This is a genomic window from Streptacidiphilus sp. MAP12-33, from assembly GCF_041261265.1.
Lineage (GTDB): Bacteria > Actinomycetota > Actinomycetes > Streptomycetales > Streptomycetaceae > Streptacidiphilus.
On sequence record NZ_JBGCCA010000009.1, the window covers coordinates 135,663 to 158,681 of the forward strand.

General features: G+C 72.2%; 17 protein-coding genes and 1 tRNA gene. 10 read left to right on the forward strand and 8 right to left on the reverse strand.

The annotated features are described in order from the left end of the window. Positions 1-16: 16 nt before the first annotated feature. The 3 genes from ABH931_RS11730 to ABH931_RS11740 all read right to left on the reverse strand — a co-directional run bounded on the left by ABH931_RS11730 (position 17) and on the right by ABH931_RS11740 (position 6,221). A complete protein-coding gene (locus tag ABH931_RS11730) occupies positions 17-4,183 on the reverse strand; it encodes an ABC transporter ATP-binding protein (RefSeq protein WP_370112306.1) in 4,167 nt (1,388 codons plus the stop codon). 78 nt (positions 4,184-4,261) lie between these two features. Next, positions 4,262-4,705, reverse strand: a complete 444-nt coding sequence (locus ABH931_RS11735) for a PPOX class F420-dependent oxidoreductase (protein WP_370112307.1) — start codon at positions 4,703-4,705, stop codon at positions 4,262-4,264. A 130-nt stretch (positions 4,706-4,835) separates the two neighbouring features. After that, positions 4,836-6,221, reverse strand: coding sequence for an MFS transporter (locus ABH931_RS11740; RefSeq protein WP_370112308.1), 1,386 nt, complete (start codon positions 6,219-6,221; stop codon positions 4,836-4,838). Between the two features lie 127 nt (positions 6,222-6,348). Here ABH931_RS11740 and ABH931_RS11745 point away from each other — a divergent pair, with 127 nt between their 5' ends. Both ABH931_RS11745 and ABH931_RS11750 read left to right on the forward strand, forming a co-directional pair. Further along, a complete protein-coding gene (locus ABH931_RS11745) occupies positions 6,349-6,786 on the forward strand; it encodes a winged helix-turn-helix transcriptional regulator (RefSeq protein ID WP_370112309.1) in 438 nt (145 codons plus the stop codon). Between the two features lie 81 nt (positions 6,787-6,867). Continuing rightward, a complete protein-coding gene (locus ABH931_RS11750; protein WP_370112310.1) occupies positions 6,868-7,329 on the forward strand; it encodes a hypothetical protein in 462 nt (153 codons plus the stop codon). A gap of 39 nt (positions 7,330-7,368) precedes the next feature. On the opposite strand, the gene ABH931_RS11755 is transcribed toward ABH931_RS11750, so the two are convergent. Next, complete coding sequence (locus ABH931_RS11755) at positions 7,369-8,013, reverse strand: TetR/AcrR family transcriptional regulator (RefSeq protein WP_370112311.1); 645 nt, start codon at positions 8,011-8,013, stop codon at positions 7,369-7,371. Positions 8,014-8,101: 88 nt separating this feature from the next. Between ABH931_RS11755 and ABH931_RS11760 the strand changes: the two genes are divergently transcribed. From ABH931_RS11760 to ABH931_RS11775, 4 genes are all read left to right on the forward strand, one after another. Then, positions 8,102-9,769, forward strand: a complete 1,668-nt coding sequence (locus ABH931_RS11760; protein ID WP_370112312.1) for a carboxyl transferase domain-containing protein — start codon at positions 8,102-8,104, stop codon at positions 9,767-9,769. Positions 9,770-9,796: 27 nt separating this feature from the next. Next, positions 9,797-11,860, forward strand: coding sequence for a biotin carboxylase N-terminal domain-containing protein (locus ABH931_RS11765; protein ID WP_370112313.1), 2,064 nt, complete (start codon positions 9,797-9,799; stop codon positions 11,858-11,860). 9 nt (positions 11,861-11,869) lie between these two features. After that, positions 11,870-12,856, forward strand: coding sequence for a hydroxymethylglutaryl-CoA lyase (locus tag ABH931_RS11770; RefSeq protein WP_370112314.1), 987 nt, complete (start codon positions 11,870-11,872; stop codon positions 12,854-12,856). Positions 12,857-13,041: 185 nt separating this feature from the next. Beyond that, a complete protein-coding gene (locus ABH931_RS11775) occupies positions 13,042-14,217 on the forward strand; it encodes an acyl-CoA dehydrogenase family protein (RefSeq protein WP_370112367.1) in 1,176 nt (391 codons plus the stop codon). A 132-nt stretch (positions 14,218-14,349) separates the two neighbouring features. Here the strand turns inward: ABH931_RS11775 and ABH931_RS11780 are convergent, their stop codons facing one another. Next, positions 14,350-14,880, reverse strand: coding sequence for a universal stress protein (locus ABH931_RS11780; RefSeq protein ID WP_370112315.1), 531 nt, complete (start codon positions 14,878-14,880; stop codon positions 14,350-14,352). A gap of 343 nt (positions 14,881-15,223) precedes the next feature. Between ABH931_RS11780 and ABH931_RS11785 the strand changes: the two genes are divergently transcribed. Continuing rightward, positions 15,224-15,982, forward strand: coding sequence for an HAD family hydrolase (locus ABH931_RS11785; RefSeq protein ID WP_370112316.1), 759 nt, complete (start codon positions 15,224-15,226; stop codon positions 15,980-15,982). Positions 15,983-16,132: 150 nt separating this feature from the next. Here ABH931_RS11785 and ABH931_RS11790 read toward each other — a convergent pair whose 3' ends face one another. Further along, positions 16,133-16,909 (reverse strand): GNAT family N-acetyltransferase, encoded by a 777-nt coding sequence (locus tag ABH931_RS11790; RefSeq protein ID WP_370112317.1) that lies wholly within the window; start codon positions 16,907-16,909, stop codon positions 16,133-16,135. Positions 16,910-17,579: 670 nt separating this feature from the next. Here ABH931_RS11790 and ABH931_RS11795 point away from each other — a divergent pair. The 3 genes from ABH931_RS11795 (at position 17,580) to ABH931_RS11805 (ending at position 20,276) form a co-directional block, all read left to right on the forward strand. Next, a complete protein-coding gene (locus ABH931_RS11795; RefSeq protein ID WP_370112368.1) occupies positions 17,580-18,893 on the forward strand; it encodes a helix-turn-helix domain-containing protein in 1,314 nt (437 codons plus the stop codon). 576 nt (positions 18,894-19,469) lie between these two features. After that, on the forward strand, positions 19,470-20,072 hold the full coding sequence (gene orn, locus ABH931_RS11800) for an oligoribonuclease (protein ID WP_370112318.1): 603 nt from the start codon (positions 19,470-19,472) through the stop codon (positions 20,070-20,072). A gap of 128 nt (positions 20,073-20,200) precedes the next feature. Then, positions 20,201-20,276, forward strand: a tRNA-His gene (locus ABH931_RS11805). 105 nt (positions 20,277-20,381) lie between these two features. Here ABH931_RS11805 and ABH931_RS11810 read toward each other — a convergent pair. Both ABH931_RS11810 and ABH931_RS11815 read right to left on the reverse strand, forming a co-directional pair. Next, on the reverse strand, positions 20,382-21,317 hold the full coding sequence (locus ABH931_RS11810; RefSeq protein ID WP_370112319.1) for a slipin family protein: 936 nt from the start codon (positions 21,315-21,317) through the stop codon (positions 20,382-20,384). Positions 21,318-21,869: 552 nt separating this feature from the next. Beyond that, positions 21,870-22,904, reverse strand: a complete 1,035-nt coding sequence (locus ABH931_RS11815) for a LacI family DNA-binding transcriptional regulator (RefSeq protein ID WP_370112320.1) — start codon at positions 22,902-22,904, stop codon at positions 21,870-21,872. Between the last annotated feature and the right edge of the window lie 115 nt (positions 22,905-23,019).

Genomic DNA, 23,019 nt, shown 5'->3' on the forward strand with positions numbered 1-23,019 from the left:
GGGGTCGGCGTCGGTGTCAGCCGACGGACGCCGTCTCCTCCTCCCCCACGAACGCCCGCCACAGGCGGGCATACGCACCGTCCGCGGCCAGCAGCTCGGCGTGGGTACCGTCCTCGACGACGCGGCCGTGGTCCATGACCACCACCCGGTCGGCGCGTGCCGCCGTGGTGAGCCGGTGCGCGATCACCAGTGTGGTCCGGCGCTTGCCGCCGTGCCGGGCCAACCGGTCGGCGGCCCGGTTCACAGCGGCCTCGGTGGCCAGGTCGAGCGCGGCCGTCGCCTCGTCGAGCAAAAGCAGGTCCGGGTCGACCAGCTCCGCCCGGGCCAGGGCGATGAGCTGGCGCTGCCCGGCGGACAGGTTCCTCCCGCGCTCGCTGACGCGGTGGAGGTAGCCGCCGTCCAGACGCGCGATCATCTCGTGCGCGCCGACGGACCGTGCCGCCGCCTCGACCTCGGCGTCACTCGCCTCGGGACGGCCGTACGCGATCGCGTCACGGACGGTGCCCGCGAACAGGTACGCCTCCTGGGGGACCACGCCCAGCCGGTGCCGGAAACCGGCCAGGTCCAGCTCACGCACATCCCGGCCGTCGACCCGGACGGCACCGCCGGTGACGTCGTAGAACCGGGCCAGCAGCTTGACGAGCGTCGACTTGCCGGCGCCGGTCTCACCCACCAGGGCGACCGTCTGGCCCGCGGGTATGCGCAGGTCGACGCCGGTGATCACCTCGGGCTTGCGCGCCCGAGCGATGCCGGCGGCAGCGACTGCCGTCGCCGGTGCTGTCGACGTCGGTGCTGTCGACGTCAGTGCTGTCGTCGAGGGTGCTGTCGTCGGTTCGAGGGTCAGGGCGGCCGTCGACGGCAGGGCGTTGTAGGCGAAGTGGACATCGTCGAAGTGGATCTCCCCACCCAGACGGCCGACCGTCTCCGGGTGCGCGGCCTGCGGCGTGGAGGTCGGGGTGCGGAGCAGCTCCCGGATCCGGGAGAGGCCGACGGCCGCCTGCTGGTAGCCGTCGAAGACCTGGGACAACTGCTGCACCGGCGAGAAGAACAGGTCGATGTAGAGCAGGTAGGCCACCAGCGCACCGGTCGTCAGCGTGCCCGCGTTGACCCGGTCCGCGCCGACGATCAGCACCAGCGCCGCCGCGACGCTGGACAGCAGCTGCACGAACGGGAAGTAGATCGATATGTACAGCTGCGCGCGGACGCGGGTGCGGCGGTAGTCGTCGCTGCGCTGGGCGAACCGGCTGCGGTTGTGGTCCTCGCGCAGGAAGGCCTGCACGATCCGCATACCCGCGACGTTCTCCTGGAGGTCCGCGTTGACCGTGCTGACCTTCTCCCGGCCGAGCTGGTAGATCTTCGACGACTTCGACCGGAAGATCAGCGTCGCGACGATCAGCACCGGCAGCACGGCGAAGACGTAGAGGGCCAGGCCCGCATCGAGGACCAGCAGCACCACGAAGATGCCGAAGAAGGTCAGCAGGCTGACCACGGCCGTGACGACACCGGTCTGCAGGAAGGACGTCAGGGCGTCGACGTCCGTCGTCATGCGGGTCATGATCCGGCCGCCGAGCTCGCGCTCGTAGTAGTCCAGCCCGAGCCGCTGCAGGTGCGCGAAGATCTTCACCCGCAGCCCGTACAGCACACGCTCGCCGGTGCGGCCGCTGACCTGTGTCTCGGCGGTCTGCACGCCCCAGTCGGCGACGACGACCGCCAGCGCGATCAGCGAGACGACCGCGACCGCGCCGCCCGCGGCCTTGCTGACGCCGTCGTCGATGCCGTGCCGGATCAGGATCGGCAGGACCAGCGAGGCCACCGCGTCGAGGCCGACCAGCAGCAGGGCGAGCATCAGCGGCCACTTGAACGGGGCCAGCATGCGACGGACGTTGAACTCGGGGTCGGGCCGACGGGCCTCGTCCAGCGGGATCGCCGGGGTCTCGTTCGCCGGAGGCAGCGCGGCCACCTTGGCCAGCAGCTCGGGCGTGGCGGCCATGGAGCCCATCGCGGAGTGCATGCCGCCGGGCCCTCCGGGATGCCCGCCCGCGGCGGCAGCGGCGGAGCGGTTGGCGGTCGGCGGTGCGTCCGGGTCGGGCTCGGGGTGGCGCTCGCGGTCCCACAGCTCCGGCGTCACACCGCCCGTGCTCCCCGAGCCGCCGGGGGCCAAGGCGGTCACCCGCTCCTGCGGCAACGACGCCAGGACCGCCTCGCCGACCGCGACCTCGGCGACCTCGGCGCCGTCGTGCACGCCGTCCAGACCGTGCACGCCGTCCGGGCGGGTGGCGTGTGCTACGTCCTCCAGTTCGGCGGCGAGCAGCGAGTCGGTGAGGATCTGGGCCGCCGGATCGGCCTGGCGGATGTCGCCCGCCATCGCGTCCGGGTCCGTGAGCAGCGAGCGGTAGAGCGGACAGCGCGCGTCCAGCTCCTCGTGGGTGCCGATGTCGACGAGACGGCCGCCGTCCAGGACCCCGATCCGGTCGGCGAGCTGCAGCGTGGAGCGACGGTGTGCGACCAGCAGGGTGGTGCGGCCGGCCATGACCGCGCGCAGGGCCTCGTGGATCTCCGCCTCCACCTGGGCGTCGACCGCCGAGGTGGCGTCGTCGAGCAGCAGGATGTGCGGGTCGGCCAGGATCGCGCGGGCCAACGCGACGCGCTGCCGCTGACCACCGGAGAGGGTCAGCCCCTGCTCGCCGACGACGGTGTCGTAGCCGTCGGGCAGCTCGCGGATGAACCCGTCGGCCTGCGCGGCGCGGGCCGCGGCCACGACCTCGTCCTCGGTCGCCTCGGGCCGCCCGTAGGCGATGTTGGTGCGGACCGACTCGGAGAACAGGAAGCTGTCCTCCGGGACGATGCCGATGGCGGCACGCAGCGAGCGGAGCGTGAGGTCCCGGACATCGTGCCCGTGGACGCGGACGGTCCCGCTGGTGGCGTCGTAGAAGCGCGGCACCAGCATGCCGACCGTCGACTTGCCGGAGCCGGAGGCCCCGACGAGCGCGACCGTCTCACCGGCACCGAGGGTGAGGTTCAGTCCACGCAGGACCGGCTCGACGGAGGTGGGGTAGGAGAAGTCGACGTCCTCGAAGGAGACGGCGGGCCGGTACGGATGGTCAAGCGCCTCGAACTCGTCGAGCTCGTCGAGCTCCAGGTCGATCGCGGAGGCGCGCTCCTTGATCACCGGACGCTCGTCGATCAGCTGGAACACGCGCTCGACGCTGGCACGGGCCTGTTGCCCGACGGTCAGCAGCATGGTCAGCATGCGGACCGGGCCGGTCATCTGGGCGACATAGGTGGAGAACGCCACGAAGGTGCCGAGGGTGACCTGACCCTTCACGGCGAGCCAGCCGCCGAGGGCCAGCACCGCCACCTGGGCGAGCGCCGGGATGGCCTGCATGGCCGGGCTGTACCGGGCGCTGAGCCGGATGCCGCGCAGCCGCTTGGAGTAGAGGCGTCGGCTGGCGGACTCCAGCCGGGCCAGTTCCTGCTCCTCCTGGCCGAAGCCCTTGACCACGCGGACACCGGAGACCGCGCCGTCGACGACGCCGGCCACCCGGCCGGACTCCTGCTGGGCCGACCAGGTCGCCGGGAAGAGCCGCTTGCGGCTCAGTGAGGCGAACCACCACAGCGCGGGGGCCATCGCCAGCGCGATCAGGGTGAGCAGGGGCGACAGGAAGAGCATCACGACGATGGACAGCAGGAACATCAGGATGTTGCCGGTCATCATCGGCAGCATGTTGAGCATGCCGACGATCATCTGAAGGTCGGACGTGGCGCGGCCGACGACCTGGCCGGTGTCGAGCCCGTCCTGCTTGATCCCGTCCAGCCTGGTCAGCGAGTCGAAGAGGTCCTGCCGCATGTCGTGCTGGACGTCCATGGACAGGCGCCCGCCCCAGTAGCGGCGGACCAGCGTCAGCAGGAAGACCAGCACCGCGGCCCCGACCAGCGCGATCGCCCACGGGGCGAGCGAGCTGCGGTGGGTGGTGATCACGTCGTCGATGATGTGCCGCGGGATCAGCGGCACCAGGGCACTGATCGCCATGCCGATGAGCGAGGCGCCGAAGGACAGCAGCACGTTGGTGCGGTAGCGCCAGGCATAGCCGCTCAGCCGACGCACCCACCCGGCCTGACGCGGAGCGTCCGGACCGGCGGAGGGGGCTGCGACTTCCCCCGGAGACTTATGAGCCTGAGACATATTTAGCGATACTAATCTTCTCGATGGTCAGCTGTCCATGCCGGATTTGGGCCTTACCACTGCCCTTACCGACCCCGGTCACCATCCGCCCCAGCCGTAGACCCGCTCGACCGGGATGCGCACGACGAGCCGGCGGTCGGCGACCATGGCCGCCCGGTACTCGTCCCAGTCGGGATGCTCGCCCGCGATCCGCCGGTAGACCTCGACCAGCTCGTCGGCGGTGGCGTCGCCCGGCGCGGCGGCGACCGGAGTCAGCCGGGCCGTGCCCTCCACGACGGCATAGCCGCCGAAGTCGGGGCGGGTCACGTAGAGACTCACCCGGGCGTCCCGACGCAGGTTCGCCACCTTGGCGCGGTCCGCCGTGGTGGAGAACCGGATCAGCCCACCGCCGCCGTCCGGACCGTCGCCGGGCTCGAAGGTGATGCTGACATTGGACAACTGCGGCCTGCCGTCCCGCTTGAGCGTGACCACCGCTCCGGTGCGCGACCTCGCGACCAGCTCCAACAGCTCGTGCTTCGCCATCGTGCGTCCTCCCGCCCTCTGCTGCCACTGGGGTCAGCACCACAGTGCCGCCCGGTGTTCCCCGGGCACACCGGGCGACGGTCCTGGGTGGGGCCCGCGATGGTCGTAGGTCTCCGGACCGACACGGGCCTCAGCCCGGTCGCAGGAACCGGGCGGCAAGGCCCAGCCCCGCGAGGAACGCGACCCCGACGATCGCGAAGTACCAGGACGCCGCCGTGTACCAGTGGCTCCCCGAGGCTGCGAGCACGATCGCCGTCAGCGCGACGCCGACCAGCGTCCCGACCTGGCGGGTGGCGTTCATCGTCGCCGCGGCCGGATTGGCCCGCTCCGCGCCGGCCGCGTTGACCAGGGCGGCCATGACCGCGGGCACGGCCAGCCCGATGCCGAGGTTGCCCAGCGCCACCAGCCCGGCCAGCAGCGCATAGGGCATGCCCGGCGTGACGAGGCTCGACAGCAGCGAGGCGACGCCGGCTGTCGCGATGCCTGCCATGACCAGGCGGCGCGCGCCCACCCTGGGCAGGAGCCGCGCCGTGGAGAGGTTGCCGATCACGAAGACGCCGGTGGCGGGGATCAGGTCCAGTCCGGCGTGCAGCGCGTCGGCGCCGCGGGCGGCCTGGACGAACAGGCCCAGCAGGTAGAGCCCGCCGTACGCACCCGCGTTCAGGAGGAAGCCGATCATGTTGGCGCTGGTGAAGGTGGCGTCACGGAAGAGCGAGGCCGGCAGCACGGGCACACTCGACCGGCTCAGGTGCCGCACGAAGCCCAAGCCCGCGAGCACGAAGCCCACGGCGGCGGTCACGATGCGCGGGGATCCCCACCCGAGGACGGGGCCCTGGATCAGGACGAAGCAGAGCAGTGCCAGCGTCGCCGCCCCGGCCGTGTGCCCGCCCCAGGCCGGTCGCGCCACGCGCCCTGGCAACTGCGGCAGCAGCCGGGCTGCCAGCACCAGGCCGGCGACCCCGACGGGCAGGTTCAGCAGGAAGATGCTGCGCCAGCCCCAGGCACTGATGAGCACCCCGCCGACGATCGGGCCGAGTGCCATGGCCCCGGAGACCACCGAGGCCCACAGCGCCACCATCCGCGCCCGTCGCCCGGGATCGGGGAACGAGGCCGTCAGCAGGGTGAGCGAGGTCGGCACGGACAGCGCCGCCCCCAGGCCCTGGACGAGCCTGGCCGCGACCAGGGCCCCGCCGCTGGGCGCGGCGGCACAGGCCAGCGAGGCCAGCAGGAAGACCGCCATGCCGCTCAGATAGAGCCGCTTGGCCCCGAAGCGATCGGCCAGCGATCCGGAGAGCAGCATCAGCGCCGCGAACGCCAGGGTGTAGCCGTCGACCACCCAGGTGAGCTGGGAGAGCGTCAGCCGCAGCCCGTGCTGGAGCGGTGGTCCGGCGACGTTGACGACGGTGGCGTCGACCGCCGCCATCACGAAGCCCGCCGCGAGCGCCACCAGGCGCAGGCCCGCCCCGCCTCCGGCGGCCGGCGGCCCGGCCGGGGAGTCTCCCGTCTGCTGGGTCAAGTCCTCTTCGGGGCGCGGTGCCTGAGCGTCTGTCTGCTTCATGCTCGTCCCAACGTCGGAGGCGACGGGGATACTTTCCAGTTGTACGTACGCACTTCGGAGTGCGCTAGTGACCTCGGGGAGAGCCATGGCCACGCAGACCGCCGCCCAACTGCGCGAGGAAGCGCGCCGGGACTACGCCCTCTGGCTCGCCGAGTGCCCCGGCCGCCAGGTCCTCGACCGGCTCGGCGACAAGTGGTCCGCGCTGCTGCTGCGCGCGCTCGCGGACGGTCCGCGGCGTTACAGCGACCTCTCCCGGCTCGTCGCGGGGGTCAGCCAGAAGATGCTCACGCAGTCGCTCCGTTCGCTCGAACGCGACGGCCTGCTCAACCGGGAGGTGACGGCGGGCGTCCCGGTCCGGGTCGACTACGAGCTCACGCCGCTCGGTCACAGCATGCTGTCGCTGGTGGACGCGTCCAGCACCTGGGCCCGCACCCACATGCCCGAGGTCCACGCCGCCCGCGCCCGGTACGACGCCGACGCCGAGGCCCGCACCGACGCCGAGGCCCGCGACGGGAAGGCGTGAGTGGAGCGTGTGTCCTTGAGCAGTCGGCCCTCGGGGGGAATCCCTGCAGCCTGACGCCGGTGCTCATGGAAACCTGTCGCCATGGAGACGTTCGCAGCCCGGCTGGACAGCGCATGGGCGTGGTGGTCCGCGGCCATAGAGGAATCACAGGAGGGGCGCTGGGTTCGCGATCCCGTGGAGCGGGAGGTGATCGCGGACATCGGGGCCGCCACCAACGCCCTGCGCGGCGGTCGGCAGGCGCCGTTCACCGAGGACCCCTGGCACGTGCGGATCGGGCGGATCGCCCGTTGGGCCGGGGTACTCCGGCTGGCCGCCCGAGCAGGCGGGTGGGAACTCCGGCCAGTCGTCGGGCACCGCCCTACGTGCCCGGCGGGCATGGCCGAGCTGCTGTCCGGCATCTACGCGGTCGGCGAGCAGGGAGAGATCTGGATGGAGCAGCTCCTGGAGGGCAAGCTACCGCCGCAGGACGAGATCGCGAAGGCCGAGGGCTTTTTCGCGGGACCAGGGTCCATCGAGGACCTTGAGCTGTTCTTCTACGACTGACGGCCGCCTCTCCCAGGTCAGCGCCACCGCTCAGCAGCGCTACTGCTCCGGGACGGCCTGGGCGGCGGAGCCCAGGGCGCCGAGGGCGAGGCGGTGGAGGAGGGCGGCCATCGCCGCCCGGCCGGCCGGGTGGTCCGCGCCCGAGGGGCCGACGGCGGCACTGTGCGGGGTGGAGTTCAGCAGTCCGAAGACGGCGTGCACCGCCGGGCGCGCCTCCTCGCCGAGCCCGGGGAACACCTCCCTCGCCACGCCGACCCACAGCTCGACGTACTGGCGCTGCAGACTGCGCACCTCACGCCGCTCCTTGTCCGGCAGGTTGAGCAGCTCGCGGTCGTGCAGGACGATCAGCGCGCTCTCGTCGAGGGCGAAGTCGATGTGCCCCTGGAGCAGTGACTCCAGCGCGGCCCGCGGATCGGTGGCCGCGTCGACCCGGCGGCGGCCCTGGTCCAGCAGCCGCTCACTGATGCCGATCAGCAGGTCGGCCAGCATCGCGTCCTTGCCGGCGAAGTGCCGGTACAGACCCGGGCCGCTGATCCCGACGGCCCGGCCGATCTCGTCGACGCCGACACCCAGGAATCCACGCTCGGCGAAGAGCCGGGCGGCCTCACGCCGGATCTGGGCCCGGCGCGGGTTCTCCACCACCGACGTGATCGGCGCATCAGAGGGAATCGAGGGCTTCACCATTGGGCCATCGTAGACAGAGCTGTTAGGCCGCGTTAACCTGAGGCATATAAGTTAACGATCGTTCACAGGCTCAAAGGAGCTCTTGGCGATGGCACCCGCTCCACTCCCCACCGGCTTTCCGCCGAGCCCACAGGCTCGGGCCGCCGCTCCGCGGCTGGAAAGTTCCGCGGATCCGACCTCGGCCTCCTACCGGAGCAACGCCGAGGCCCATCAGGCGCTGGCCGACGAGCTGCGCGACAAGCTGGCCGCGGCCGCCGCCGGCGGCGGGGCCCGCGCCCGCGAGCGCCACACCTCGCGCGGCAAGCTGCTGCCCCGCGACCGCGTGGACACGCTGCTCGACGCCGGCTCCCCGTTCCTGGAGCTCGCTCCCCTCGCGGCCGACGGCCTGTACGGCGGGGACGCGCCCGCGGCGGGCGTGATCGCCGGCATCGGGCGGGTCGCGGGCCGCGAGGTGGTGGTCGTCGCCAACGACGCCACCGTCAAGGGCGGCACGTACTACCCGATGACGGTCAAGAAGCACCTCCGCGCCCAGGAGGTCGCCCTCGACAACCGTCTGCCCTGTGTCTACCTCGTGGACTCCGGCGGCGCCTTCCTGCCCATGCAGGACGAGGTCTTCCCGGACCGGGACCACTTCGGCCGGATCTTCTACAACCAGGCCCGGCTCTCCGCCGCCGGCATCCCGCAGCTGGCCGCCGTCCTCGGCTCCTGCACGGCCGGCGGCGCCTACGTCCCGGCCATGAGCGACCAGGCCGTCATCGTCCGCAACCAGGGGACGATCTTCCTGGGCGGTCCGCCGCTGGTGAAGGCCGCGACCGGCGAGGTCGTCACCGCCGAGGAGCTGGGCGGCGGCGAGCTGCACTCCAAGACCTCCGGCGTCACCGACCACCTGGCCGAGAACGACGGCCACGCGCTCTCCATCCTGCGCGGCATCGTCGGCGAGCTCGGCCCGCGGGCCCCGCGCCCGTGGACCGTGGAGCCCTCGGAGGAGCCCGCCGTCGACCCGGCCGGCCTCTACGGCGCCGTTCCCGTCGACTCGCGCACCCCCTACGACGTGCGTGAGGTCATCGCGCGGATCGTCGACGGCAGCCGCTTCGCCGAGTTCAAGGCGGAGTACGGCACGACGCTGGTCACCGGCTTCGCCCGGATCCACGGCCACCCCGTCGGCATCGTCGCCAACAACGGCATCCTCTTCGCCGAGTCGGCCCTGAAGGGCGCGCACTTCATCGAGCTCTGCGACCAGCGCGGCATTCCGCTGCTCTTCCTGCAGAACATCTCCGGCTTCATGGTCGGCCAGAAGTACGAGGCGGGCGGCATCGCCAAGCACGGCGCCAAGATGGTGACCGCCGTGGCCACCACCCGGGTGCCGAAGCTGACCGTGGTCGTCGGCGGCTCCTACGGCGCGGGCAACTACTCGATGTGCGGGCGGGCCTACTCCCCTCGGTTCCTGTGGATGTGGCCGAACGCCAAGATCTCCGTCATGGGCGGCGAGCAGGCCGCCTCCGTGCTGTCGACCGTCCGCCGGGACCAGATGGAGGCCCGCGGCGAGGACTGGCCGGCCGAGGCGGAGGAGGAGTTCCGCCGCCCGGTGCGCGAGCAGTACGAGCGCCAGGGCAGCGCCTACTACGCGACGGCCCGGCTGTGGGACGACGGGGTGATCGACCCGATGGACACCCGGACCGTCCTCGGCCTGGCGCTGAGCGCCTGTGCCAACGCCCCCCTGCCCGAGCCGCGCCCGTACGGCGTCTTCCGCATGTGACATGACGAGAGGTCACCTCCAGTGCCTATGTTCGAAAGTGTTCTGGTGGCCAACCGCGGCGAGATCGCGGTCCGGGTCATCCGCACGCTGAAGCGGCTCGGTGTCCGCTCCGTCGCCGTGCACAGCGCCGCCGACGCCTCAGCGCCGCACGTCCTCGCCGCCGACACGGCGGTCCTGATCGACAGTTACCTCGACGGCGCCGAGCTGGTCGCCGCCGCCAAGCGGGCCGGCGCCGAGGCCGTCCACCCCGGCTACGGCTTCCTCGCCGAGAACACGGGCTTCGCCCGCGCCTGCGCCGAGGCCGGTCTGATCTTCATCGGCCCGCCCGCCGAGGCGATCGAGCTGATGGGCGACAAGATCAACGCCAAGGAGGCCGTCAAGGCGGCCGGCGTGCCGGTCGTTCCCGGGAGCAGCGGCGACGACCTCGACGACGCGGCCCTGATCGCGGCCGCGGCCGAGATCGGTTTCCCGGTGCTGCTCAAGCCGTCCGCCGGCGGCGGCGGCAAGGGCATGCGGCTGGTCCGCGAGGCGGACCGGCTGGCGGAGGAGATCGCCGCCGCGAGGCGCGAGGCCCGCACCTCGTTCGGCGACGACACCCTGCTGCTGGAGCGGTGGATCGACCGCCCCCGTCACATCGAGATCCAGATCCTCGCCGACGCGCACGGCAACGTCGTCCACCTGGGCGAGCGTGAGTGCAGCCTCCAGCGGCGCCACCAGAAGCTGATCGAGGAAGCCCCCTCCGTGCTCCTCGACGAGGCCACGCGGGCCGAGATGGGTGCGGCCGCCGTGCGTGCGGCGAAGTCCTGCGGCTACACGGGCGCAGGCACCGTCGAGTTCATCGTCCCAGGGGCCGATCCCTCCTCCCACTTCTTCATGGAGATGAACACCAGGCTCCAGGTGGAGCACCCGGTGACCGAGCTGGTCACCGGCCTGGACCTGGTGGAGTGGCAACTCCGCGTGGCCTCGGGCGAGATGCTCCCGTTCGCCCAGGCCGACGTCACTCTCACGGGACACGCCGTCGAGGCGCGCATCTGTGCCGAGGACCCGAGCCGCGGGTTCCTGCCCTCGGGAGGGCAGGTCCTGCTGCTCCAGGAGCCCGAAGGGGAGGGGGTCCGGGTGGATTCCGGACTGACCTCCGGGCTGTTCGTCGGCACCAGCTACGACCCCATGGTGTCCAAGGTCATCGCCTACGGCCCCGACCGGGACACCGCCCTGCGCAGGCTGCGCGCCGCCCTTGCGGAGACGGTCGTCCTCGGGGTCGTCACCAACGCCGGCTACCTGCGCCGGCTCATCTCTCATCCCGACGTCGTCGCGGGGCGCCTCGACACCGGTCTGGTCGAGCGCCACCCGGAGCTGACGCTAGTCCCGTCCGGCGACATCGGCCAAGCCGGCACCGACCAGCCTGTGGATAACCTCCCGCTGCTGGCCGCCGCCCTGCTGCGGCAGCTGGCCCTCGCCCCCGCCCCCGCTGCGGACGGCTCCGGCTGGACCGACCCGTTCGCGCGGCCCACCGGCTGGCGGATCGGCGGCACCCCGGCCTGGGCCCGGCACCACCTGCGCCTCCCCGGCGCCGAGCCGGTGCAGGTGCTGGTCCGCCCGGTGCGCGGCGCCGACGGCGTGTTCGATGTCCGGGTCGGCGACGGCGAGACGGTCCGCGCCGAGGCCCACGCCCGGCTGACGGACGGTGCGGGCCGACTGGCCGTCACCGTCGACGGACTGACCCGCACCTTCGTCTGCGGCGTGGAGGGGGCCGCCCACGGCGACGGCACCGTCTGGCTCTCCCGCGACGGAGACAACTGGGCCTGCCACGTCCACGACCCGATCGCCGAGCTCGCCCTCGGTGGCGCCGGCACCCACGGCGGCAGCCTGACCGCGCCCATGCCCGGCACGGTCACGCTGGTCAAGGCCTCCGTCGGGGACCAGGTGAAGCGCGGTCAGGCCGTGCTGGTGCTGGAGGCGATGAAGATGGAGCACGTCATCACCGCACCGCACGACGGCACGGTCGCGCAGCTCAAGGTCGTTCCGGGCGGCACCGTCGCGATGGACGACCTGCTCGCCGTGATCGCGCCCGCCGAAGCACCGGAATCCTGAGGAGTGGTGATGACCGATCACGACGCGTCCCCCGAGCCGACCGTGCTGGACCTCGGCCTGCCCGCGCCCGTCAGGGCGGACGGCCTGCCCACGCGGGTGCGGATCCACGAGGTCGGCCCGCGCGACGGCCTGCAGAACGAGTCCGTCGCGCTGCCGATCGAGGTCAAGGCCGAGTTCATCGCCCGGCTCGCGCAGGCGGGCCTGCGCACCGTCGAGGCGACCAGCTTCGTCCACCCCAAGTGGGTCCCCCAGTTGGCGGATGCGGAGGAGCTCTTCCCGCGCGTCGCCGGATTGCCGCAGCAGTACCCGGGGCTGCGGCTGCCGGTCCTGGTGCCCAACGAGCGCGGGCTGGACCGGGCCCTCGCCCTGGGCGCCACCGACATCGCGGTCTTCGGCAGCGCGACGGAGACCTTCGCGTCGCGCAACCTGAACCGAACGGTCGCCGAGTCGCTGGAGATGTTCGCGCCGGTCGTACGCCGGGCCACCGAGGCCGGCGTCGCCGTGCGCGGCTACCTCTCCATGTGCTTCGGCGACCCGTGGGAGGGTCCGGTCGCAGCCGAGCAGGTCGTGGCCGTCGGCAAGGCCCTGCTGGACCTGGGCTGCGCCGAGTTGAGCCTGGGCGACACCATCGGCACCGGCACACCGGGGCAGGTCGAGGCGTTGCTCGGCGCATTCGCCGCCGCGGGCGTCGGGCCCGAGCGGCTCGCGGTGCACTTCCACGACACCTACGGGCAGGCGCTGGCCAACACCCTGGCCGCGCTGCGCTGCGGGGTCTCGGTCGTGGACGCCTCGGCGGGCGGCCTCGGGGGCTGCCCCTACGCCAAGAGCGCCACCGGCAACCTCGCGACCGAGGACCTGGTCTGGATGCTGCACGGCCTCGGGATCGAGACCGGGGTCGACCTCGCCTCCCTCGCCTCGACCAGCCGCTGGCTCGCCGGCCACCTGGGCCGCCCGAGCCCGTCGCGGGCCGTGCGGGCCCTCGTCGGCCCGAGCTGACCCACCGCCACCGTCGGTCCCCGGCGGGACAGCCCCCGACGGACCACCCTGTTCGACCGCTCGACCGCACGATCCTTCGAACGTACTCACGGGACCACCGGTCGGCCGCCGCCACCGCCCACGAGGCCGCCCGGCGACCGCCCGCTTCCCCTCTTCCGCCTCCCCACCCTCAGGAGACCACCATGTTGGACCACCGACTCGAGCCCGAGCACGAGGAACTTCGACGCACGGTCCGGGAGTTCGCCCGTGACGTGGTCGCCCCCAAGATCGGCGAGTACTACGAGCACAACGAGTTCCCCTACGAGATCGTCCGGGAGATGGGCCGGATGGGCCTGTTCGGCCTGCCCTTCCCGGAGGAGTACGGGGGCATGGGCGGCGACTACTTCACCCTCGGCCTCGTCCTGGAGGAGCTGGCCCGCGTCGACTCCTCCGTCGCGATCACCCTGGAGGCCGCGGTCTCGCTCGGCGCCATGCCGATCCACCTCTTCGGCACCGAGGAGCAGAAGCGCACCTGGCTGCCCAAGCTCTGCTCGGGCGAGATGCTGGGCGCCTTCGGCCTGACCGAGCCGGAGGGCGGCTCGGACGCCGGCGCCACCCGCACCACGGCCCGGTACGACCAGGAGACCGACGAGTGGGTGATCAACGGCACCAAGTGCTTCATCACCAACTCCGGCACCGACATCACGGGCCTGGTCACCGTCACGGCCCTCACTCCTTCGGGCGAAGAAGCGGGCCGGACCTCGCCTACGCGCTCGATCTCGAGCATCATCGTGCCCACCGGGACACCCGGCTTCACGGTGTCGAAGAAGTACTCGAAGGTCGGCTGGAACGCGTCCGACACCCGGGAGCTCTCCTTCGTCGACTGCCGCGTGCCGGCGGCCAACCTGCTCGGTCAGCCGGGCCGGGGGTACGCCCAGTTCCTGCGGATTCTCGACGAGGGGCGCATCGCCATCGCCGCCCTGGCCACCGGTCTGGCCCAGGGGTGCGTCGACGAGTCGCTGCGCTACTCCGCCGAGCGGCACGCCTTCGGCCGGCCGATCGGCGCCAACCAGGCGATTCAGTTCAAGGTCGCCGACATGGAGACGCGGGCGCACCTGGCCCGCCTGGCCTGGTACCACGCGGCAAGCAGGATGGTGGCGGGCGAGCCGTTCAAGAAGGAGGCGGCGATCGCCAAGCTGTACTCCTCCGAGGCGGCCGTCGACAACGCGCGTGAGGCCACGCAGATCCACGGCGGCTACGGCTTCATGAACGAGTTCCCGGTGGCTCGCTTCTGGCGCGACTGCAAGATCCTGGAGATCGGCGAGGGCACCTCGGAGGTCCAGCGCATGCTGATCTCGCGAGAGCTGGGCATGCCGTCCTGACCTGACCGCCGTCCTGACCGCAGGCCACGCGCGCACGTCCGATCGGGACGTGCGCGCCGGGCGCGATCTCTCAGGGAATCGTGCGTGCCGGGCGCGATCCCTCAGGGAATCGTGCGTGCCGGGCGCGATCCCTCAGGGAATGACGACGACCGGGCGGTTGGCGCGCTTCGCCAGCCGTCCGGCGACGGAGCCGAAGAGCCGGCCCAACCAGCCGTGGGAGCCACCGACCACGATGGCGTCCGCGGCGTACTCCCGCGCGACCTCTTCCAGTTCGTGGCAGATGTCCCCGCCGCGCTCCACCAGCAGCCAGGGGACGTCGGCCAGGTAGTCGGCGCACGCCAACTCCAAGCCGAGGACCTCGGTGCGGTGGTCCGGCACGTCCACGAAGACGGGCGGCTCGCACCCGGCCCAGACCGTCGCCGGCAACCGGTTGGCCACGTGCACCAGCACCAGGCCTGATCCGGACCGCCGTGCCATGCCCACCGCGTACGCGAGCGCCCGCTCGCTGGAGACGGAACCGTCGAAGCCGACCACGACACCGTGGAGGAACGCCGGGTCGCACGGGCGCGTCCGCTGTGGCTTGACTTCAAAACTGGGCATCGGCAGATGGGGTCCCGTCGTCTGTTCGGGGTCGCGGGGCTCTCGGTGCTCGTAACCGGCCATGACTTGAGGACGTTTCGCGAGGTGGGATACGAGGGTGGTGCACGGGCGGGGCGCGGGGAGACAGGCGGCGATCTTGGCGAGGTGGGGCCGAGGAGCGGCCGGTTTTCCCCTTCTCTTCAGGGTACGGCGACATTCTGTTCGCGCCCAGATGCGGAGCGCACAGGCGACGCAGTTCCCGCGAACGGACGATGCGCACGCCCGGGGCGTGCATGGAGCATGCCTGAGCGCCGAGCCATGTGCAACGGTGCGGGCGCGGACAGGTCGCCCTGAGGTTCGATTCACTTTCGGACAAAAGCAGTCGTTCTGCCTGTCGCATATGCCAACAGACTGAAACTATGCGGCCATGCCGCCTCTGCTCCTCTTCGATCTTGACAACACCCTCATCGATCGGAACCAGGCCTTCCGTGGCTGGGCACGGCGCTTCCTCCGAGCGCGGGCACTGCCGGTGGAGGATCTCGGCTGGCTGTCCACGCTGGACTGCGGCGGGTACTTCCCCCGCGAGGCCCTGATGCGCGCCACCGTCGCCCGCTACGGCCTGAAGGTCTCGCTCGCGTCCCTGCTCGACGACTACGCGGAGACGATGACCGAACTCATCAACTGTCCCGAGTCCCACCGCGCCGCCCTGCGGAAGGCCCGGGCCGCCGGCTGGACCCTGGCGATCGTGAGCAACGGCTCGACCAAGCAGCAGCAGGCCAAGATCGAGCGGACCGGACTGGACGACCTGGTCGACGCCTGGGTGATCTCGGAGGAGGCGGAATGCGAGAAGCCCGATCCGCGGATCTTCCGTCTCGCCGCCGACCGCTGCGGACTGGGCGGACCGGTCCGCACGCACGACTCCACCACGACCGTCGGCTCCCCCGACCCGCTCGGCCCCGACCTGTCCTCACCCACCCTGACCGACAGCGGCGACTGGACGCGCACCACCTGGATGGTGGGCGACCACGCCCCGGCCGACATCGCGGGTGCGGCCGTGGCCGGTCTCCGAAGCGTCTGGCTCGACCACGGCCGCCCGTGGCCCGAACTGGGCTACCGTCCGACGATCACGGCGACCGGGCTTCCTCAGGCCGTGGACGAGGTGCTGAAGGCCCCACTGCTGGTCTAGGCAGGTCCGGCGGGTCCAGCGGGTCCGGCGGTTCCAGGCAGGTCCGGCAGGTCCGGGCAGGCGAGGGCTGGGCTGGGCCAGGGCCAGGGTTGGGCGTGCTGACCACGAAGGTCGGCGGAAGTAGGGTGAAGGCCGGTGGGCGGCGGCCGTTCAGCGCGGCGGGCGGGGGGACGACGCCGGGGACTGCCACCATCGGGCCAGCGCCCGCTCGGTGAAGCCCAGGCGACGGTAGAGGGGCTCTCCCAGCAGCGTGGCGGTCAGGGTAGCGGCGCGATCCGGGTGCGCGTCGAGCGCGGCAAGCATCACCGCGCGGGCCGCCCCGCGCGAGCGGAACTCGGGCAGCGTGGCCACCCAGTAGAAACCGACCGTCACGCCGTCGTCGTACGTCACACACGCCGCGGCCGCGTGACCGTCCACCCGCGCGAGCCAGCTGCGCCGCCCCGGAAGCCCCTCGTAGCTGCGCGGGAACTGCCCACCGCGTCGCCACGGCAGCCGCTGGCCGATCGGGAAGCCCTCGACCACGACCCGCTCGGCCTCCGCGAGATCAGCCTCACTGCACGCCTCCCCCGCTCGCACCAGTTCCGGATCGGCAAGTGGCCGCACGCCCGCTCGCGCCGTGACGGGTCCCGCCGGCCGGACCATCACGGGCATGGACAAGGCCGGCTCGAAGCCGAGGTCGGCCAGGTCCAGGGCCTGCGTCGGATCCTCCACGCACACGCGGGGCGATTCCCAAGCCCGGAACAGCGCCGCCAGCTCGGCTCGCACCGCCCCCGGGTCGGGCACCGGTCGGGCCTCCAGCAGGACCCGGTGGACGGCGTCGGCCCGGAACGCGGTGAATCCGAGCCCGTCCAGCCGCTCCCAACCGCGCGCGCCCGCCATGGCCGTCCAGTGGCTTGCGGCGTTGCCGACAGCGAGTTCGACTCCCATTCGTTCACCCTAGACGCCGAGTCAACGCGCCCCCGGACCGCGAGCGCGTTCGACCGGCGGGGGGACCCCCCACGGGGGACGTTGCCGGAACACCGCCAAGGCCCGGCGCTCGCAGCACGCACCCCGGACCGTCTGGAGTGCGGGCGGAATTGTGCGCGGGGCGTGCGCCCCCTGTGCTCCAGAACGCCTCTTTTCGGTCAACTTCAGGACACATGCCTGTGGTTGGCCATACGCGCAGCCCAGGCGGCTCCGACGGGCCGTCGGGGCGGCGTCAACTGTGTTGGAACCGTGCAACAACTGGCCACCACACCCCACGCCCCCTTCCCTGACGGAGTGATGGGTGCCACGCTTCGAGATCGAATGCTTCACGCCAAATTGCCATGTCGACATAGCGTCTGATGGTGAACTAGTCGCAACAGCATCACCCGAGCCAGTAGATTCGATCTTGATGGGAGCGGAGCGAGGAGCGGGGGGCTCGAACGGCGCCATCAAGAACGGGTGCGCAGGCACCGCGGAACCACAGGACCGGGACGACCATGACAGCGAGGGGGGCCGGAGCGCCTTGAGCAGGGTCAGCAGGAATACCGCCACCGGGGACGAGGCGACCGCCGGCGTCCCCATCGGCGCCACCGGTTCCGGCAGCCTCGCCAGCGGATCAACCGGCCTCGCCATCGCCCCCCGGAAGCTCTCGGGCCGACGCCGCCCGGAGATCGTGGCCGTACTGCTCTTCAGCGGCGGGCCCATCTTCGAGAGCTCCATCCCGCTCTCCGTGTTCGGCATCGACCGCCAGGACACCGGGCTCCCCCACTACCGGCTGCTGGTCTGCGCGGGTGAGAGCGGCCCGCTGGCGACGACCGGCGGCCTGACCATGACCGCGCCCTACGGCCTGGAGGGCCTGGCCCGCGCCGGCACCGTCGTCGTCCCCGCCTGGCGGTCCGCCGGACAGACGCCCCCCGCCGAGGCGCTGGCCGCGCTCCGCAAGGCCCACGCCGAGGGTGCCCGCATCATCGGGCTCTGCACCGGCGCCTTCGTCCTCGCCGCCGCGGGCCTCCTGGACGGCCGTCCCGCCACCACCCACTGGATGTACGCGCCGACCCTGGCCAAGCGCTACCCGCAGATCCAGGTGGACCCGCGCGAACTCTTCATCGACGAGGGCGACGTGCTGACCAGTGCCGGCACCGCCGCCGGCATCGACCTGTGCCTCCACGTCGTCCGCACCGACCACGGCGCGGAGGCGGCCGCCACACTCGCACGCCGACTCGTCGTCCCTGTCCGCCGGACCGGCGGACAGGCTCCCTACGTCGATCGGTCTTTACCGGAGGAAATCGGCAACGACCCGCTGGCCGAGGTCGTAACCTGGGCGCTCGACAACCTCTCCAAGCAGTTCGACGTGGAGGTGCTGGCCGCCCGCGCCTACATGAGCCGACGCACCTTCGACCGGCGCTTCCGCTCGCTGACCGGAAGCGCGCCGCTGCAGTGGCTGATCTCGCAACGGGTGCTGCAGGCGCAGCGCCTGCTGGAGACCACCGAGCTCTCGGTCGACGAAGTCGCGCGCCGCTGCGGCTTCCGCTCGCCGGTGGCGCTGCGCGGTCACTTCCGCCGTCAATTGGGCGTCTCGCCCGCCGTGTACCGGAGCACGTTCCGATCCAGGCGACCGGAGCCGGGCACGCCCGGTGGCGTCCCGCCCGGGTCGGGCGGCGTCGGTGGCGGCGGGACGGTGTTGCCCGCGCAGGGTGGGGCCGTGTCGGGCGGGGGCGAGGGGTTCGGCGCGCCGCTGCCGACGGTGCCGCCGCAGGGCGGCCCCGGGCGCAACCGCCCCGCACCGCGGGTCGGCAACCGCTCCCGCCAACCGGGCACGAGCCGTCCGGCCTCGGCGGACCACTCCTCCCCCACGGAGGACACCCGCCCAGGCCCGGCCCAGGCTCTCAGCCACCCCGAGGGCGCCGCGTCACCACTGCGGCGCCGCGGCGCGGAACGGCGCTAGGTCCGCGCTAGGTCAGCAGTGCCCCCTCACGGTTCGACGCGTTCCGTCCTGACCCCTGACATCCGATGCCGGGTCCAGGACGGAACGCGGCCGCAACATCGCTCCCCGGCTCCGGCGAGACCGGGATCTCACAGGACTGCGCGCGCCACGCTCCCCGAACGAACCCGGTCGGCCGCCGGAGCGCATCGACCGGCCGCCTCTCGGCCGACGGCTGAGCAAGCCTAAGGGGTGGGCGAAGCACGGAGCGGGGCTCGCGGGCAGGCGGAGCCCTGCGCGGTGCGCGCAGCAGGGTGCGTGCAGCAAGGTGGGTGCAGCAAGGTGGGTGCAGCAAGGTGGGTGCAGCAGACCCAGCCGGCGCAGCTCGCAAGCTGGCGGCGGCCGAGAATCGAGCCTCCCGGCCGAAGAGGTGGCGCTCCGCGTGAGCCTCGCGCCCGGCCTCCGCGCCGTGTCGACTTGCACGCGGGAAGCATGATGATCGACCATGACGGGTCAGCCGGTCGCCCGCCGGGGTCTACGGCGGGGCTCGCGGTTGACACCGACAGCAGGACGCGCACAAGCCCCGGGACGGTGAGCCGGATGAACGACCGCATGGTGTGGATCGACTGCGAGATGACGGGACTCGATCTCGAACGAGACGCTCTGGTGGAGGTCGCCGCTCTGGTGACGGACTCCGAGCTGAACATTCTCGGTGAGGGTGTCGACATCGTCGTCCGCCCGCCGGACGCGGCGGTCGCACAGATGCCCGACGTGGTCCGGGAGATGCACACCGCCTCGGGCCTGCTCGACGAGCTGGCCGGCGGGGTCACCCTGGCCGAGGCCGAGGCCCAGGTGCTCGCGTACATCCGGGCCCACGTGCCGGAGGCCGGCAAGGCTCCGCTGTGCGGGAACTCGGTCGCGACCGACCGCGGCTTCCTCTCCCGAGACATGCCCGCGCTCGAGGGCCATCTGCACTACCGGATCGTCGACGTGTCGTCGATCAAGGAGCTGGCCCGTCGCTGGTACCCGCGCGCCTACTACAACAGCCCCAAGAAGCAGGGGAACCACCGTGCGCTCGCGGACATCCGGGAGAGCATCGCGGAGTTGAAGTACTACCGCGAGGCGGTCTTCGTCCCGCAGCCCGGCCCCGACACCGACGCGGCCCGCGCGATCGCCGCGCGATACGAGCAGCCGTCGGCCTGAGCAGTCGCGGCTCCTGCCGGATCGTCCCCGGCAGGAGCCGCGCAGGCCACAGGAAACCTGGTCGTGAGCACCCCGCCGGATCCTGTAGAGTTATCTCCGTCAGCACGCGAGAGCGCAGCGGACAGATGGTGGGTGTAGCTCAGCTGGTAGAGCACTGCGTTGTGGTCGCAGGTGTCGCGGGTTCGAGCCCCGTCACTCACCCCATCGAAGACTTAGGGCCCGACCGTTCGACGGTCGGGCCCTAAGTCGTTTCCGGACTCCGGCCTTTGAGCGGCACTCAGACCGAAACGGTCGGCGGTCGATCCCCGCTCAGTCCCCCGGCTCCTCCTCGGGATCCGTAAAGAGCAGACCCCCGGCTTCCAGCTCCGCGTCGGCCTCGGCCACCAGCTCCGGCACGCTCGGCACCGGGTCCACACTCGCCGCCTCGGGAGCGGCGGCAACGGCCGCGGTCGTGGCGGTCTTCGCCGGTGCGCCACCGTTCCCGTCCGGCTTGGGCGTCATCCCGTCAAGAAAGCGCAGCAGCTCCACCGGGAACGGCAGGACGAGGGTGGAGTTCTTCTCCGCCGCCACCTCGACGACCGTCTGCAGCAGACGGAGCTGCAGGGCCGCCGGAGTGTCCGACATGATCGTCGCCGCTTCGCTGAGCTTCCGCGACGCCTGGAACTCGCCGTCGGCGGTGATGATGCGGGCCCGGCGCTCACGCTCCGCCTCGGCCTGCCGGGACATCGACCGCTTCATCGACTCCGGGAGCGCGACGTCCTTGATCTCTACCCGGTCGATGTGGATGCCCCACCCCATCGCAGGACTGTCCAGCATGAGCTCCAGGCCCTGGTTGAGTGGTTCGCGGTTGGTCAGCAGGTCGTCGAGCTCGCTCTTGCCGATGATCGAGCGCAACGAGGTCTGCGCGACCTGGGACATCGCGAAGGTGTAGTTCTGCACCTGGACCGTGGCGAGGACCGGGTCCTCGACGCGGAAGTAGACGACAGCGTCGACCCGGACGGTGACGTTGTCGCGGGTGATGCCCTCCTGCGCGGGTACCGGCATCGTGACGATCTGGACGTTGACCTTGCGCAGCCGGTCGGCCACGGGCAGCAGCAGCGTCAGACCCGGCTCGCGGATCCCGCTGCGGACCCGGCCGAAGCGGAAGACGACGCCGCGCTCGAACTGCTGGACGACACGGACTCCTGTCGCCAGCCATACGGCGCCCGCCCCGAGCACCCCCAGGATGACATCCACAGCAAGCATTGCCATCACCCGTTCCGTCCGCAGACATACGGCGCCCGCCCCGTCATCCTCCACGCTACTCGCGGGTCCTGCCCGGAGGAACGAGTCCTGTGTGGTGGGTGATCACGGCTCGCGGAGCCGCACCAGGGCACCCCCGGCGCACACCTCCGGCGGTACATCGCCTATGCCCACCTGCGACCACCTCAACCGGCCCCCGCCGAACGGAACAGCGCCAGGGACGAGCCGACCGGGCCACGCCCCAGCAGCCGCCGCGCGCAACAGGACGGCCACAGCCTGGGCCTGCCACGGTCGGGCGAGCCGACGGACCAGGTCAGGACGCGACCGTGCACGAAGGACCGCCCCGAGCGGGAGCGCAGGCCAGCCGGGCGGCAGGCGGCAGGCGGCAGGCGGCAGGCGGCAGGCGGCAGGCGGCAGGCGGCAGGCGGCAGGCGGCAGGCGGCAGGCGGCAGGCGGGCCAAACTGCCCCGGGGCGGCGTGGAGACGGGCGAGCAGCGCCCCGGCCGCCCCGAGCCGGGCCAGGCCGAGGCCGGGCCGAGGCCGGCTCCGACCGGCTCAGGCCGACTCGCGTACGACGAGCTCCGTGGAGAGGATCACCTGGCGGTGGCTGCGGCCCGGGGCGGCGATCTCCTCCAGCAGGAGCCGGGCCATGGCCCGGCCCATCTCCTCGCTCGGCTGGCGCACCGTGGTCAGCGGAGGCTCGGTGTGGCGGGCGAGGGGCGCGTCGTCGAAGCCGACCAGCGCGACGTCCGCCGGTATCCGGCGGCCCGCCCGGCGCAGGGCGCGCATCGCTCCCGCGGCCATCAGGTCGGATGCGACGAAGACCGCGTCGACCCCGGGCTCGCGCTCCAGCAGCTCGGTCATCGCCCGCTCGCCGGACGCCTCCGAGAAGTCTCCGTGGGCGACGAGCTCGGCCTCCGCCGGGACGCCGGCCTCCGCCAGGGCCCGCCGGTACCCCTCCAGGCGGACACAGGACGCCTCCATGTCCAGGGGACCGGTGATCGTCGCGACCCGCCGCCGCCCGAGGCCCAGCAGATGCCGCACCGCGGACCAGGCGCCACCCAGGTTGTCCGGGTTGACGTAGCTGATCGGCTCCAGCTCGGACCTGCGGCCGCCGAGCACCGTCGGGAGACCCGTACGCTCCAGCAGCTCGACGACCGGGTCGTCGGCGTGGACGGAGACCATGAGCACCCCGTCGACCCGCCGTCCGTCGAGGAAGCCCGCCAGACGACGGCGCTCGCGCTCGGTGCTGACCAGAATCAGCAGCAGCTGCAGCTCGGTGTCCGAGATCTCGCTGGCCACGCCGCGGATGATCGAGGCGAAGAACGGCTCGGACGCGAGCCGCGTCTCCGTCTCCGGAACGATCAGGGCGATCGCGTCGGCCCGACTCGTCGCGAGCGAGCGTGCCGCCCGGTTGGGGACGTACCCCAGCTCGGCGATCGCCTGCTCGACCGCCGTACGCGCCCGGGGGCTCACCCCGACTGCGCCGTTGACCACGCGGGAGACGGTGCCCCGACCCACGCCTGCCAGCGCGGCCACGGCCTCCAGCGTGGGCCGGCCCTCGCCGCGCCCGGCGGACCTGCTGCTCATGGCGTTCCCCTCGTTCCTCTCGCCGTGACGCGGCGGCGAACGCGTCCTCGGCTTGTCGCCGGCTTGTCGCCGGCACTGGCCTGCCACCGGTACCGGTACCGGCGTGCCACGGACA

What these genes read in the sequence shown, in the direction of transcription:
- ABH931_RS11730 (WP_370112306.1), bottom strand. Translation starts at nt 4,183, where the DNA reads ATGTCTCAGGCTCATAAGTCTCCGGGGGAAGTCGCAGCCCCCTCCGCC.
- ABH931_RS11735 (WP_370112307.1), bottom strand. Translation starts at nt 4,705, where the DNA reads ATGGCGAAGCACGAGCTGTTGGAGCTGGTCGCGAGGTCGCGCACCGGA.
- ABH931_RS11745 (WP_370112309.1), top strand. Translation starts at nt 6,349, where the DNA reads ATGGCCACGCAGACCGCCGCCCAACTGCGCGAGGAAGCGCGCCGGGAC.
- ABH931_RS11750 (WP_370112310.1), top strand. Translation starts at nt 6,868, where the DNA reads ATGGAGACGTTCGCAGCCCGGCTGGACAGCGCATGGGCGTGGTGGTCC.
- ABH931_RS11755 (WP_370112311.1), bottom strand. Translation starts at nt 8,013, where the DNA reads ATGGTGAAGCCCTCGATTCCCTCTGATGCGCCGATCACGTCGGTGGTG.
- ABH931_RS11760 (WP_370112312.1), top strand. Translation starts at nt 8,102, where the DNA reads ATGGCACCCGCTCCACTCCCCACCGGCTTTCCGCCGAGCCCACAGGCT.
- ABH931_RS11765 (WP_370112313.1), top strand. Translation starts at nt 9,797, where the DNA reads ATGTTCGAAAGTGTTCTGGTGGCCAACCGCGGCGAGATCGCGGTCCGG.
- ABH931_RS11770 (WP_370112314.1), top strand. Translation starts at nt 11,870, where the DNA reads ATGACCGATCACGACGCGTCCCCCGAGCCGACCGTGCTGGACCTCGGC.
- ABH931_RS11780 (WP_370112315.1), bottom strand. Translation starts at nt 14,880, where the DNA reads ATGGCCGGTTACGAGCACCGAGAGCCCCGCGACCCCGAACAGACGACG.
- ABH931_RS11785 (WP_370112316.1), top strand. Translation starts at nt 15,224, where the DNA reads ATGCCGCCTCTGCTCCTCTTCGATCTTGACAACACCCTCATCGATCGG.
- ABH931_RS11790 (WP_370112317.1), bottom strand. Translation starts at nt 16,909, where the DNA reads ATGGGAGTCGAACTCGCTGTCGGCAACGCCGCAAGCCACTGGACGGCC.
- orn (WP_370112318.1), top strand. Translation starts at nt 19,470, where the DNA reads ATGAACGACCGCATGGTGTGGATCGACTGCGAGATGACGGGACTCGAT.
- ABH931_RS11810 (WP_370112319.1), bottom strand. Translation starts at nt 21,317, where the DNA reads ATGCTTGCTGTGGATGTCATCCTGGGGGTGCTCGGGGCGGGCGCCGTA.
- ABH931_RS11815 (WP_370112320.1), bottom strand. Translation starts at nt 22,904, where the DNA reads ATGAGCAGCAGGTCCGCCGGGCGCGGCGAGGGCCGGCCCACGCTGGAG.